The 13588-nt window shown below is 49.6% G+C and carries 12 protein-coding genes; 1 reads left to right on the top strand and 11 read right to left on the bottom strand.

The window, feature by feature from the left end:
- Positions 1-48 precede the first annotated feature (48 nt).
- From PGL02S_RS03290 to uxaC, 11 genes are all read right to left on the bottom strand, one after another.
- Positions 49-1008 carry a helix-turn-helix domain-containing protein gene (locus PGL02S_RS03290; RefSeq protein WP_006211258.1) on the bottom strand — a complete coding sequence of 320 codons (960 nt, stop codon included), beginning with the start codon at positions 1006-1008 and terminating at the stop codon, positions 49-51.
- 41 nt (positions 1009-1049) lie between these two features.
- A complete protein-coding gene (locus tag PGL02S_RS03295) occupies positions 1050-1817 on the bottom strand; it encodes a DUF3388 domain-containing protein (protein WP_006211259.1) in 768 nt (255 codons plus the stop codon).
- Positions 1818-2021: 204 nt separating this feature from the next.
- A complete protein-coding gene (locus PGL02S_RS03300) occupies positions 2022-2276 on the bottom strand; it encodes a DUF3243 domain-containing protein (RefSeq protein ID WP_006211260.1) in 255 nt (84 codons plus the stop codon).
- A gap of 107 nt (positions 2277-2383) precedes the next feature.
- Entirely contained in the window at positions 2384-3154 is a 771-nt protein-coding gene (ymfI, locus tag PGL02S_RS03305) for an elongation factor P 5-aminopentanone reductase (RefSeq protein WP_036642113.1), read from the bottom strand.
- Positions 3154-4434: an EF-P 5-aminopentanol modification-associated protein YfmH gene (gene yfmH / locus PGL02S_RS03310; protein ID WP_006211262.1), complete on the bottom strand. Its 1281-nt coding sequence runs from the start codon at positions 4432-4434 to the stop codon at positions 3154-3156. The genes ymfI and yfmH overlap by 1 nt, the downstream gene beginning before the upstream one ends.
- Positions 4435-4437: 3 nt before the next feature.
- Entirely contained in the window at positions 4438-5718 is a 1281-nt protein-coding gene (yfmF, locus tag PGL02S_RS03315; RefSeq protein WP_036642112.1) for an EF-P 5-aminopentanol modification-associated protein YfmF, read from the bottom strand.
- Between the two features lie 125 nt (positions 5719-5843).
- The gene (gene sleB / locus PGL02S_RS03320) at positions 5844-6659 is read right to left on the bottom strand and encodes a spore cortex-lytic enzyme (protein WP_006211264.1); all 816 of its coding nucleotides are present in this window, start codon (positions 6657-6659) and stop codon (positions 5844-5846) included.
- 180 nt (positions 6660-6839) lie between these two features.
- Positions 6840-7952, bottom strand: coding sequence for a glycoside hydrolase family 88/105 protein (locus tag PGL02S_RS03325; protein ID WP_036642111.1), 1113 nt, complete (start codon positions 7950-7952; stop codon positions 6840-6842).
- 43 nt (positions 7953-7995) lie between these two features.
- The gene (locus tag PGL02S_RS03330) at positions 7996-9510 is read right to left on the bottom strand and encodes a UxaA family hydrolase (RefSeq protein ID WP_036642110.1); all 1515 of its coding nucleotides are present in this window, start codon (positions 9508-9510) and stop codon (positions 7996-7998) included.
- Entirely contained in the window at positions 9507-11024 is a 1518-nt protein-coding gene (locus PGL02S_RS03335) for a tagaturonate reductase (RefSeq protein ID WP_036642108.1), read from the bottom strand. Before PGL02S_RS03335 ends, PGL02S_RS03330 begins: the two co-directional genes overlap by 4 nt.
- 4 nt (positions 11025-11028) lie before the next feature.
- Entirely contained in the window at positions 11029-12453 is a 1425-nt protein-coding gene (gene uxaC / locus PGL02S_RS03340) for a glucuronate isomerase (protein WP_036642455.1), read from the bottom strand.
- A 200-nt stretch (positions 12454-12653) separates the two neighbouring features.
- Between uxaC and PGL02S_RS03345 the strand changes: the two genes are divergently transcribed.
- Positions 12654-13511 (top strand): helix-turn-helix transcriptional regulator, encoded by an 858-nt coding sequence (locus PGL02S_RS03345; protein ID WP_006211268.1) that lies wholly within the window; start codon positions 12654-12656, stop codon positions 13509-13511.
- Positions 13512-13588: the final 77 nt, after the last annotated feature.

A 13588-nucleotide genomic window follows, 5' to 3' on the forward strand; every position in this document is an offset into this window, starting at 1 on the left:
TAACAGCATGCAGCTGCATGCTGTTATGATCTCCTGGAGTAAAGGGAATTATTCCCCGCCTGTGGTGTCAGCGGAACCATCCGCGGACTCCAGCACGATGCGGGAAGTCGTTTTTCCATCCGTTACAGGCTGACCGCCAACCGTGATGGTGGTTGCAGCGGAATTGCCCGATTTCACGTACAACCCCTGGCTGTCCAGTTCGAAGCTGAGCGCAGCTCCGTTCTCAAGCATCTGGAAAGCCAATTTCTCGCCGGAGGCGTTGTTGCCGCGGTATACCTCTACCCAGCTCTTTCCGTCACTGGTGGCCGTAATGTCCACCTTAACCGCAGAGCCTGTTACTTTGAATACGGTGTTCTTGCCTTCCGTCCGGTCCTGCGTCACCGTCGTTTCCCCAGGCGTTGTATTCCCCGGTACATCTGTATCCGTACCATCCGTACCCTCAGTGCCGTCCGTTTCCGTTCCTTCACCGTCCGTACCCTCGCCAGGCGTATCGCCCGGGTTGTTCTCTCCGCCTTGTGCTCCATCACCTGGCGTCGTGGTATCCGGGTTTTGCGAATTCTGCCCTGGATCGGTCTGAGATTGGTCGTTGTTGCTTACCGGCGGGTTTTCATCTTTGGGCTCATTCGAATTGATCGCTACCAAATAAATGACAACAACGATCAGAATCGGAAACGTCCACATCAGCAGCGTCGGCAGCCATTTCATGTTCCGTTCGGCTGAAGGTCTGCTGGCACGCTTTTGAATAACCGGCTCCATTGTCGCTTCCGGTTCTGATTTGGGAACGTCCTGTTTATGTCCTTCAAGCAGTTCGTCCGGGTCAATCCCCACCGCTTCTGCATAGGTTTTGATGAATGCCCGCACGTAAAAACTGCCGGGAAGTACTTTGTAATCCCCTGCCTCGATGGCTTCCAAGTATCGCTTGCGTATTTTTGTCATTTCCTGCACGTCATCAAGGCTCATTCCTTTTTGTAGACGCGCCTCCCTTAATTGCTGTCCCAGTTCGGACATGCCATCACCTCCTACTTTAGAATTTCGTGGTCAAAAAAATATTATAAATCGTCACTATAAGAACCCGTGAACGTATCATAAACGATTTCCTCATCCGGATTGTTTCGCAATTCGATTATAATATCGAAATCCTCATAGGAATATTCGGATTCACGAACAAAAATGTCCGGATGCTCAATCACCTTCGTGCTATCCATCCCCATAATATCCTGTAAGAGCTGATAATGGCGCTCGTTCGAACGGATAGTGCTGACAATCCCGTCAATGATAAAAATATTGTTTGAATTCATCTCATCCTCGGACAGCTGACTGCGAATCGTTTGCCGAAGCAGCGTAGAGGAAACAAACGTCCAGCGTTTCATCGCACAGACACTGCCTGCAATAATGGACTCCGTTTTGCCGACGCGGGGCATCCCGCGAAGACCGATGACCTGATTTCCTTCCCTTTTGAACAATTCACCCAAAAAGTCAACAAGTAAACCGAGCTCATCGCGTGTAAAACGGAAAGTTTTACGATCATCCGAGTCCCGGTCAATATATCGTCCATGTCGGACAGCCAAAATATCGACCAGTTTAGGGGGTCTCAAGGCTGTTACCGTAATATTTTTCATCTTGTTCAGCATTTTGCCCATCAGAATGATTTTCTCTTCATCATCCGTCTCAAGGAGCATACCTCGGGTTTGGCCTTCGACGCCGTTAATTGTCAGGATGTTCACTTCAAGCATACCGAGCACAGATGCAATATCACCGAGCAAACCTGGCCGGTTCTTATGTATCTTGTATTCCATGTACCATTGATTCGATTCCACAAAGACACCTCTTTGCACTTCTTTTCCATCAATATTCGACAAATTCCAGCTAAAAATGCACGCAAAAACAGGTCAAATTAAAAATGGATCACGTTAATGATATATAAAATAAAAATGAAAGGCAAGTATTAACGGTAACATGAAAATTACATTCTTTTTTCTTGACAAAAAGCCCCCGTTATCGGGGGGCTTTTTGGATGTGGGTTATGCGTTGTTCTTGGCCAATCTCACCATCAGACGGGCGATAACGTGGCGTTCTTCCTCGTTACCTACGTCCCACAATTCTTTCAGTGCCCGGTTGGATGAGTTTTGCGGGTCTACCTTCTCATCCAGGAAGTCGCCGATCTCAAAAGCCAGCTGAGAAATCGTGTCTTCGCTCATACCTGCTTTTTCGGCTTGAACGACGCGCTCTCCCAGAAATTTCTTCCAGGAATCAAAGTTTTTGATTACGGATGACATGAATTAAATCCTCCTTTTGCATGGTGGCAATCAGATTTAAAGTAACAATAGTAATATGTCCCCGTAACCAGAACCTTATGAGTGGTGAATTGCACCACGAACGAATATCAAGTCACCCAGCCGCCGTTCGGACTAATCACTTGGCCGGTGATGTATCCCGACTCAGGCAGCGCCAAAAAATATACCAACGAGGAAATCTCATCAGGCTGTGCCAGCCTGCCGATTGGAATCTCCTCTTCCAGCATGCGGATTTCATCCGAATCCAGATGTCCCAGCATCGATGTATCCACCGCACCGGGCGCAACGGCATTCACCGTAACGCCGGAAGGAGCAAGCTCCTTCGCCAGCGCCTTCGTGAAGGCATTTACGCCGCCTTTGCTTGTGGAATACAACACCTCGCAAGATGCACCCGACAGCCCCCAGATCGAGGATACATTAATGATCCTGCCGAACCGCTGGGAAATCATGCGTCCCATGAACGCCTGAGAGCACAGAAACATCCCCCTCAGGTTAATCGACATCAAGGTGTCCCACTGTTCTTCCGTGGCGTCAGACAGCAGCCCGTAATGGGATACACCGGCATTATTGACCAGGATATCCGGCTCCATGTTATGACTCTGAAGTTTCTCCTTCATCCGGAGTATTTGCTCTTTGTCCCGAAGATCGGCCGATACGGTCAACACCTTCGCTCCGTAAGACATACAGCGGCGGGCCACTTCATTCGCCGCCTCATGCGAATTCATGTAGTGAATAACCACGTTCATGCGAACCGAGGCAAAGCGCTCCGCAACGGCTGCCCCAATGCCTCTGCTCGCCCCCGTAATCAGTACCGTCATTTCCCCGATCGGCTTCAATTCTCTTCCCATGTCTTGCTTCATTACGGACTCACGACAATGGATACAGCCAGTTGATCCCAGTCGACATGCTCTTGCAGCCGACGGTTAACATCGTCTACCGTAATGGACTCATAAACCGGCAGAACCTTGAAGAGATCCGCTCCACGGAACTGATAGCGTGTAAATTCATGGGCGATGTTCTCCGGGGAATTGAGCATCCGTAAATAACCGCCCATTTTCTTTTTGCGGGCCCGTTCAAAATCCGATTTCTGGAATCCGCTTGCTTTCAGTTTATCCACCTCTGTGCGAATGCGCGCGAGCAGCTGATCCGGATCCTTGGTATCACCGCCAACTGCAGAGAATGCATATTGCGGCGCACTGTTGTATTCATGGCCAAAACTGTCCGAAATCAAATCCTCATCATACAGCTTCTGATACAACTCGGTGCTGGAGCCAAACAAGAGATCCATCATCAGCTTCGTGGTCAAATCGCGGTGCAGCTGCTCTTCAGCTGGTAATCCGACCTGCTTCTCCTTAAAGCCAAACAGGCATTTCGGCAGTGATACGGCCAGGCGGCTCTCTCTGCGCTTCTCTTCGACACCCTGCGGCTCCGGATCAAAAATACGCTCAATGGAGCCTTGCTTGTCATACGATTTTCCCGCCTGATTCGATCGGACAAGGTTCATCGTTTCCTCAGGATCCACGCCCCCAACCACAAACAACAGCATGTTGCTCGGGTGATAGAAAGCATTGTAGCACGTATACAGGTCTTCCTTCGTAATCGTTCCGATGGATTCCACCGTACCGGCGATATCAATGTGCACCGGATGCACCTTGTACATCGCTTCAATTAAGCCGAAATACACACGCCAATCGGGATTGTCCTGGTACATGTTGATTTCCTGCCCGATGATGCCTTTTTCCTTCTCCACGTTCTGATCCGTAAAATAAGGATTCTGAACGAAATCGATCAAGGTCTCCAAATTTTCATGGATGTTCTCCGTTGCAGAGAAGAGATATACCGTCTGGTCAAAACTTGTGAAAGCGTTCGCGGAAGCGCCGTTGGACGCAAACTTGGCAAAAATATCACCCTCCGGCTCCTCGAACATTTTGTGCTCAAGGAAATGCGCTATGCCGTCCGGCACCTGCGTCTCAGACTCGCCTTCGACCTTGAAATGGTTATCCACGGAACCGTATTTGGTTGCAAAAGTCGCATAGGTCTTCTGAAAGCCGGGTTTAGGCAGCACATACACATGCAGACCATTATCCATCACTTCGTAATACAGCGTCTCCTGCAGGTTGTCATAATGAATGCTCTCCACCGGCTACTCCTCCTTTTGGCCTTTCAGGAAATAGATCGTATCCAGGGAAAATGCCGAAGCTGCCTGCTTCACATCTTCCACTGAAATGCCCTCCACCTGATTCAGCAGCTCATCCGGCGTACGTTCACGGCCCGACAGCGTGCGGTTGAAATCATAGGCGATCATCTCAAAGGCCGAATCCTGCATTTCTTTAATGACATTCCGAATCATCGCCTTGGTCTGCGACATCTCGATATCGGTGATGGCACCCTTGGCCATGTCATCGAGCTGCTTGCGAATAATCTCTACAGCCTTCTCGAAATTCTGAACCTCGATCCCGGACTGAATGGTAGCAATCCCTTTATGACCGTCATAGCGGGAAGAGGCATAATAGGCCAGGCTCTCCTTCTCCCTCACGTTGACAAACAGCTTCGAATGCGGGTATCCGCCCAAGATTCCGTTATACAACAGCGCGGCTGCGTACTCGTCATCTCCGTAAGTAATGGTGCTTCTAAGCCCCATATTGAGTTTGCCCTGATTTATCTCAAGCTTCTCTACAACCGTCTGCGTCCCGCTCGCGGCGGTCCGCGTGGAAGAAGGAACATAGTCCTTGCTTCCCGTGCGGTTGAGTTTAAAATGCTCTTCTACGAGCTTTTTGACCTCATCAAGACTCGTATCTCCGACCACATACAGATCCAGAACGGATTCATTGAGCCAATTCTGATAGGACTCATACAGTCCTTCCGGGGTTATTCCGTCCAGATCCTTCCGTTCGCCCAGCGGATGCAGCCGATACGGCTCATTCTTGCACATCACCTCAATACAGCGCTCCGCAGCATAACGAATTTTATCATTAACGATAGATTCCAGCTTTTTGCGAACCGTGTCACGCTCGGTTTGTACATAGGATTTGCGAAATACGCCGTTCTCCAGCACGGGCTCGGTAAAGGCTTCTCCCAGGAAGGCAAATGAGGAGCGCAGCAGACTCTCGGGACTTTTTACAAAAGAATCATTAATCGTATCCATACGGAAGTGCACGATTTGATAATCGCCCCGCTTATATACATCAAAACCAAATCCGGCGCCGTACAGCTGCTCCAGCTGCTCGCGGAAAGCCCTTGTTTCCGGGTAGGAAACCGTTCCTCTTCGCAGTACAAAAGGAGTGAGCGCCGTGGATGTCACCGTATCTTCTGCTAACGGACTTCCGGCGTAAAGCGATATCGCAAATGTCTTGAATCGGTTCGTCGGGAGAACGTGAATCCGTATCCCTCCGGCTGTTCCGTGTTCAAATTCCGTTTTCGTCAAGGTCCATATCCCCTTACATCATGGATTGTCGTTGCCATAATTTACTTCATAATTAACTTTCATTCTAACCCATCGCAAAGTGAAGAAGCAACCGAAGACAGGCCCCGGTTGCTCTAATTAACGGCTTACATACAGAAGATATGCTGGCCAATGGTTTTGACTTGAGGACGCGTCCAGATCCATTCCGAGGTAGCTGTTTTCGGGTTGAAGTAGTAGAGACAGCCCCCTGTCGGATCCCAGCCGTTCAGTGCCTGCTCTACAGCTTTTCGAGCTTGCTCGTTCGGCTCAAGCCATATTTGACCGTCAGCCACCGCGGTAAATGCTCTCGGTTCAAATATAACCCCATGAGGGGAGTTTGGAAAACTTGGCGATTTCACCCGGTTGATAATGACAGCCGCTACCGCAACCTGACCTTCAAACGGCTCTCCGCGAGCTTCGCCATATACGGCATTCGCCATAATTCTCAAATCATTCTCGGAAAGCCCCATTGTATTCGAAGAGGCTAGGTTGTTATTGGTGCCCCCGTTGTTCGCTGAACCGCCGTTGCCGCCTGCACCAGCAGCTGCTCCGCCTTCGTGAAGCTTGGGAGCGGTTGGACGGAAATCCTTGGTTGCATTGTACAGTTTAAGCTTGACCTTCGGACCGACAACGCCATCCACCTTCATACCGAACTCCGATTGGAACCATTTGACGGCCCCTTGAGTCTTGGAACCAAATACACTGTCAATCTTCCCGTGATAAAAGCCCAGGTACTTAAGACGCCCTTGCAGCTCATACACATCTTCGCCAGTCGAGCCGAATTTAATGGTCTGCTGACTGAAGGTTGGTAAAGCTTCCTGAAGATTCGTGTTGTCATCAGCTTTTAGCCTTCCCTGTGCGAAGACTGCCGCAGATAACAGAATCGCAATGCTTATCAGAATCCAGATTCTTGAGTTTTTCATGCTGTGCTCTACCTTTCTCTTGTGGTTTAACAAGCCTCGCTAACGTTATTATGACAAGCCTGCCAGTTTCCTATGCACCTATTCCCCAATGCCAACCGAAGGCAGCGTCTCATTTCAACACAAATAGAGCCATTCCTAAGTCGGAACGGCTCTTGGCGATAGAATATGATTCAGCGATAACTACCCCTGGCTTCTGCTAAGTTCTACACACGCCATGACAAGCGCACCCACGCCGTGAAGATCATTCTCGCATTGCTGCCTCTCCACATAATGCCGGTAATCTCCAACCCCGGTGCCTATGCAGATCCTGGGCATAACCAGATGCCCCAGCTCATTGTAATATACGGAATGAACGAGGCCGTTATAACCTTGGCGTGCATGCGACAGCATGGAGGGGTCGAGATAACCGAGACGTACTCCCTTGGCTAATGTATAAATGAACAAACTGGAGCAGGAAGTTTCCAGCCAATTATCCGGCTCATTCCCTTTATCCAGCACTTGATGCCATAATCCCGTTACCGGATCCTGATAGCGCACAAGCGCTGCACACAAATCGCGAAGTACTGGTCCCAGGTCCTCACGCCCTGAGTGGTCCTCAGGCAATAAATCGAGGAACTCCACAAGGGATAGCGCATACCATCCCAGAGCGCGTCCCCAAATTTCCGGTGACTGTCCGCTAACCGGATCTGCCCATGGCATCGTTCGGCTCTCATCCCAAGCATGATAGTATAATCCCGTTATCTCATCCTTTGTATGGGAACGCATCAACCGCTCCTGAAACAGCACATCGTCAAATAATGGCGGCACTTTATACTGCTCCGCGTATTTCATGGTGAATACCCCGCCCATATACAACCCGTCCAACCACATCTGATAGGCATAACGATCCTTATGCCAATATCCGCCCTCCGTGGTCCGATTCAGTGTAGACAGCAGACGCAGCAGCTTATCGGCTGCTGCCCTATAGCGAGTCTCTGGGAATACCGAGTCAAGCTCCATCAGAAGCAATCCCGCTTGAACGGAATCGAGCTCCCCCCGCTCCAGCAGCAGATTGCCGCTCGCATCAACCAGATGATCTACATATCCTTTGATATATTTCAGATACTTCTGCTCGCAGCTAAGCTTCCATAATTGCGACATTCCAACCAGAAACACACCTTGATGATAATGCCACCGCCCTGCAGGGGGAAGCATCTCCGGCGAATACGTTTCCATGATGGATTGGCAAGCCCTGATGCCGAGTTCCAGCGGAGACAAGCTGGACTGAGCCTGATGCTGTACGGGATTTGACATACGTGCTCCTCCTTTTTTTGCTATACATAATCAAACGCTAGGGTTACAAAATAACGCCATCCTTAAAAATTGAAATCTCCCGAAAGCCGTTGCGTTCGTTTCGCGTCTGTTCAGCGCCCGATGCCAATTGAATCAACTCGTTCATTAATTCGCCATGAAGCTCATCCATGCTTTTCCCTTCCAGCAAAGCTCCTGCGTTAAAATCGATCCAATGCTTTTTACGGGCAGCTAGCTCGGAATTGGTGGCGATTTTTACCGTTGGGACAGGACCGCCAAACGGTGTGCCCCTGCCCGTCGTAAACAGCACAAGATGAGCACCGGCCGCTGCAAGCGCCGTAACCGAAACGAGGTCATTGCCGGGTGCTTCAATCAGGTTCAAACCCGGCTTGCTTGACCTGACACCATAGTGAAGCACATCGGATACTATAGCCGTTCCGCCTTTTTGCGTACAACCGAGAGATTTCTCTTCCAGGGTCGTGATGCCCCCTTCTTTATTCCCGGGTGAAGGATTTTCATAGATTTCCTGTCCATGCGATACAAAATATTGCTTGAAATTGTTAATAAGTTTCGTCATTTCGTGAAATACCTGTTCGTTGGCCGCCCGTTCCATCAGGATTGTTTCCGCCCCGAACATTTCCGGCACCTCCGTAAGCAGCGCGGTTCCGCCATGGTCCGTAATGGTGTCCGCGATGCGTCCTGCGAGCGGATTGGCGGTGATACCCGAAAGACCGTCCGATCCCCCGCATTTCAGTCCGACTTTCAGCTTGGATAGCGGAACTTCCGTCCGCTTGAAGCCTTCGGCATAATCCACAAGCTCCGATATGAGGGAAAGGCCTTCCTCCAATTCGTCCTCCATATCCTGAGCCCGCATATATTTAATGCGATCCCTATTCTTATCCCCAATCATGGCCTGCATCTGATCGATCTGATTGTTCTCGCAGCCAAGTCCTATAACAAGCACGCCTGCCGCATTGCCATGCTGTGCCAGCGATGAGAGCAGGCGCTGAGTGTGGTTCAAGTCGTCTCCCAGCTGCGAGCAGCCGTAAGGGTGCGGGAAGTGGTACACCCCATCAATGCCTCTTCCTTGAAACTGCTGATCTGCCAGACGCGCCAACAGCTCGCAGGTTTTGTTAATGCAACCGACGGTATTGATAATCCAGATTTCGTTACGAATCCCAACCTCGCCATTTGCTCTGATATAACCTTGAAATGTTGGTGAATCAAGCACGGCGGAAGAAACTTCCGCCGAAGATTTAGCGTTGGGTTTATATTCATACTGGACTTCACCGGCAAGACCCGTCTTTAAGTTGTGGGTATGAATCCATGTCCCCGGCAAAATAACTTTCTTGGCAACCCCGATCGAATACCCGAATTTGTATACATGGCTGCCCGGCTCAATCATGCGAAGAGCAACCTTATGGCCTTTGGGCACATCCTCAGTCAACTCAATTGCGTGTTCCTTCCCGTTCAGCAGGCCGATAGCATGTTCCCCAGCCGTCAGAGGACGAAGCGCGATACCGACATCATCCTTGGTGTGAAGTATAACGATATCGCTCATGTCACTTTCAACTCCATTTCCTCTATATATCTGCTCACTGATTCATGAAGATTTGGCACCTCGTTCAAGTCAGCTTCCCATAATGCCGTGTTACCAAGTATGGAGGTTACAAGGTCAGGTATCGTCCATTCCTTGCCATCCACCTTACGCCATGCCTGGTGGAACAGCTCAAGGCTGGCAGGATCATCTCTTAACACAACCTGCTCGCCGTGAAGTCGCTTTCCATACCACTGACCGTTTATTTTCTCAGCATCATACAGCATGATTAAGGAAGCCAATCCCACTGTCATGACTTCGGGCAGTTGGTTGTACGTGCGAACGTATCCCATTAAACTCGGTAGAAGTCTTACCTTAAACTTGGAAATACTGTTCATGGCAATATCCTGGAGCTTGTGCTGAATATAAGGATTGCGGAATCGCTCCCACACCGTTTCCGCATACGCACCGACTTCCTCTAGCGGGAGAGGCACCAGGGGGACGATCTCCTGCAGCATGGCGCTGTGGATTCGCTCTCCCCATTCCTTGCTCTCTGCCATCTCCCTGACTTCATGAAAGCCCTGCAGCAGACCTATTGAAGCCATCAAGGTATGCGTACCATTCAGAATCCGTACTTTTCTTACCTGATACGGGGTCAGATCGGGGACCCAGCTTACCTGAAGTCCCGCCTTCTGCAATGGCAGCCTGGACTCCAATGCCGGATCCCCCTCGATGGCCCAGAAGTAATAGGGCTCTGCCGTGTTCAGCAATCGATCCTCGCAGCCCCATTTGTCAAAATACGTCTGTGCCTCGGCCGGATATCCGGTTACGATACGATCCACAAGCGAGTTCAGGAACACATTATGCTCCACGACCCAGCTGCGAAAAGCCGACGGCAGCCCCCAGTCCTGCGCATGTCGGAGGACAATGGACTTCAATATGTCCCCGTTGCGCTCCAGAAGCTCACAAGGCAGCAACATCAATCCCTTGTCCGGCGAGCCGTCAAAATGCGCATAGCGGCGATATAACAGCATAGTCAACTTACCGGGATAGGACATGACAGGTTCGAACGGATTCCAGTCACTCTGCTGGTAGTCGAGACCTGCTTCCGTTGTGTTGGAGACTACGATATCCAGGGAATCCAGCTCCGCTATTTTCAGAAAATCCGCCCATTCGGTATAGGGGTCAATCAGTTCCGAGAATACCGGAATCCATTGTTCCTTCTCGATCTTCCGGCCATTCTGCAAACCTCGGGTCAGCAATCCGTAGATGCCTTCCTGTTCACGAAGCTGCTCCAGCTTGTGCCGCCCTCCCGGTCTTGGCTGACTCACGGCAATACTCCCCTGGAACAAGCCCTGGCGATTGCACTCATATATCATCCAGTCGAAAAAACCGCGCAGAAAGTTGCCTTCCCCGATCTGAAGCACTTTCACAGGATAGTTCATCATCGCCATATCTTGATGTACCCTTTCTTGATGTTTGAAGGAATCCCGTCCAATCCGTTTCCAAGAACGGTTTTCTCCTGTTTTTGTTTCCATCGCTCTAGCCCCCTCCCGGCTGCTCAAATCGGAAATAACTCTCTGCGTTGTTATAGCAAATATCCTGAACAATGCTTCCGAGCCAAGGAATATCCTGCGGTGCTTCGCCCCGCGTAACCCAATCGCCAAGAAGATTACAGAGAATCCGCCGGAAATACTCATGACGGGTGTAGGACAGGAAGCTTCGGGAATCGGTCAACATGCCGACAAATCGACTTAACAGGCCCATATTGGCGAGTTTGCTCATCTGATCCATCATGCCGTCTTTGGTATCATTGAACCACCATGCCGAACCAAACTGGATTTTTCCAGGGATACCGTCACCTTGAAAGCTGCCGATCAGAGCGGCAAGAATGTCGTTATCTCGCGGATTGAGCGAATACAGAATCGTTCGGGGAAGCGACCGCTCCTGGTCAAGCCGATCCAGCAGCTTCACGAGAGGTACAGCAATAAGACTGTCATGAATCGAATCATATCCGGTATCCGGACCCAACTCACGGAACATCCGGGTATTGTTATTGCGATGGGCATTGATGTGAAATTGCATTACCCAGCCCAGTCTGGAATAGATGCGTCCCAGATGCAGCAGCGTGTACGTCTTGAATTGTTCTTCTTCTGCACGAGAGACACCGTCTCCCTTAAGCGCTTTCAGGAATATTTCGGATGCATCGGATTCCGTAACCTCATGATAAGGCACATAATCCAGCGCGTGATCGGATACCCGTCCGCCAACCGAATGGAAGAATTCTGCACGCTGCTCAAGCGCAGCCAGGAATGCCGAATAATCTTCAATCTCCATCCCGCTTCGCTCGGCCAATAATCTCACCCAAGGCACAAACGTCTCTCGATTGATCTCCAGTCCCTTATCCGGCCGGAAGGATGGCAGCATTTGAAATCCCGTATTCTCTTCCTCTGCCAGCTTGATATGATATTCCAGCGTATCGACCGGATCATCGGTGGTACAAACGACCTTAACCTGGCTACCCGTTATCAATCCCCGGGTTGTAAAATCAGGCTCCAGCAAACGCTTATTCGCCGCCTCCCAGATGCGTGGTGCATTCGTTTCATTAATCATGTCATGGATGCCGAACAATCTTTGAAGCTCCAGGTGAGACCAATGGTATAACGGATTGCCAATTGTCATCGGAACCGTGCGCGACCAAGCCAAGAAGCGGTCATAGTCTTTAACACCCTGGGCTCCCGTAATGTAAGCCTCTTCCACCCCACCGGCACGCATAGCCCGCCATTTATAGTGATCTCCGTTAATCCAGGCTTCAGTCAAGTTCTCAAACCGATGATTGTCGTATATCATTTGTGGACTCAAATGACAGTGATAGTCAATGATTGGCATGTCTTTTGCATAGTCGTGATATAAAGCACGAGCCGTCTCGTTATGAAGCAAAAAGTGTTCATCCATAAAAGCTCTCATGATCTCACCGTCCATTTCTGTATATTCATCTACTATGTTACGGCATCATCAGTTGGATTTCTTCACTTTTATTGCGCTGTTAACAGATAATTCAACATATCTTGCTTTGTTTTCTGAAGGAGAAGTTGATACAATATAAGCTGATCCATTCGAGGATTGTTTCATCCTATATGATATGAACGAAGCGGGGGCAAATGATGATGTCCAGTGATACCCGTACCGTCGCCTACGGAGAAGAAGAAGGGGAATTTTACTACCACCGCATTCATCGCACCAAACCCTTTGAACGAAATAACCATTACCATGGAACCTACGAAATTTACTATTTGGTATCAGGCGAACGCCATTATTTTATAAAAGAAAAGCTGTACTCCATTCGAGCCGGCGATTTAATTCTCATCAACAAATTTGACGTACATAAAACCTCCGGGCAAGGAGACCCGGAGCATGAACGTATCGTCATTAATTTTAGCGATTCTTTTCTGGGAAAAGGCCATCCGTTGCTGGCATCCGGATTGCTTGGCATGTTCAGCCAGGATACACCTTTGCTGCGGTTAACCATTCCAGAGCAGGACACCGTTCTGCAAATTTTGAACAAAATGGCTGATGAAATTACAGAACGCTCGGATTCCTATGAGTACATGCTTCGTGTATTGCTCATGGAATTATTGATCAAGACCCATCGGCTAATCCGATCAGCTTCCTTGCCTGCACCCGCCTCCATGAACCCGCTCCATCAGAAAATCACCGACGTGGTAAAACATATCCACGCCCATCATGCTGAAAAAATAACGCTGCAGCAATTATCCGAGACCTTCTTCATCAGTCCGTTCTATCTGTCCCGGATATTCAAAGAAATCACGGGTTTTACCATCATCAACTACCTGAATCTCACCCGCATTCGCGAAGCGCAGCGACTTCTGACGGATACGGATCTGAAGATCGTGGATATCGCTGAAGCGATTGGATTTGAGAGTTTAACCCATTTTGATCGGACCTTTAAGAAAATTATGAAAATGACCGCAAGCAAATACCGTAAATTCAACAGCATCTCTTGAAAAATCCAAAAAGGAAACGAGCCAGACCAAGCACCTCTTGGTTCGACTCGTTTCCTTTTATTCTAGCGTGATGAATT

The sequence above is a fragment of the Paenibacillus glucanolyticus NBRC 15330 genome (genome assembly GCF_004000885.1).
Classification (GTDB): Bacteria; Bacillota; Bacilli; order Paenibacillales; family Paenibacillaceae; genus Paenibacillus_AQ; species Paenibacillus_AQ glucanolyticus.

Bases quoted from the DNA above. Each gene is read 5' to 3' on its own strand.
- PGL02S_RS03290 (WP_006211258.1), bottom strand. From the start codon at position 1,008: ATGTCCGAACTGGGACAGCAATTAAGGGAGGCGCGTCTACAAAAAGGA.
- PGL02S_RS03300 (WP_006211260.1), bottom strand. From the start codon at position 2,276: ATGTCATCCGTAATCAAAAACTTTGATTCCTGGAAGAAATTTCTGGGA.
- ymfI (WP_036642113.1), bottom strand. From the start codon at position 3,154: ATGAAGCAAGACATGGGAAGAGAATTGAAGCCGATCGGGGAAATGACG.
- sleB (WP_006211264.1), bottom strand. From the start codon at position 6,659: ATGAAAAACTCAAGAATCTGGATTCTGATAAGCATTGCGATTCTGTTA.
- PGL02S_RS03325 (WP_036642111.1), bottom strand. From the start codon at position 7,952: ATGTCAAATCCCGTACAGCATCAGGCTCAGTCCAGCTTGTCTCCGCTG.
- PGL02S_RS03330 (WP_036642110.1), bottom strand. From the start codon at position 9,510: ATGAGCGATATCGTTATACTTCACACCAAGGATGATGTCGGTATCGCG.
- PGL02S_RS03335 (WP_036642108.1), bottom strand. From the start codon at position 11,024: ATGGAAACAAAAACAGGAGAAAACCGTTCTTGGAAACGGATTGGACGG.
- uxaC (WP_036642455.1), bottom strand. From the start codon at position 12,453: ATGAGAGCTTTTATGGATGAACACTTTTTGCTTCATAACGAGACGGCT.
- PGL02S_RS03345 (WP_006211268.1), top strand. From the start codon at position 12,654: ATGTCCAGTGATACCCGTACCGTCGCCTACGGAGAAGAAGAAGGGGAA.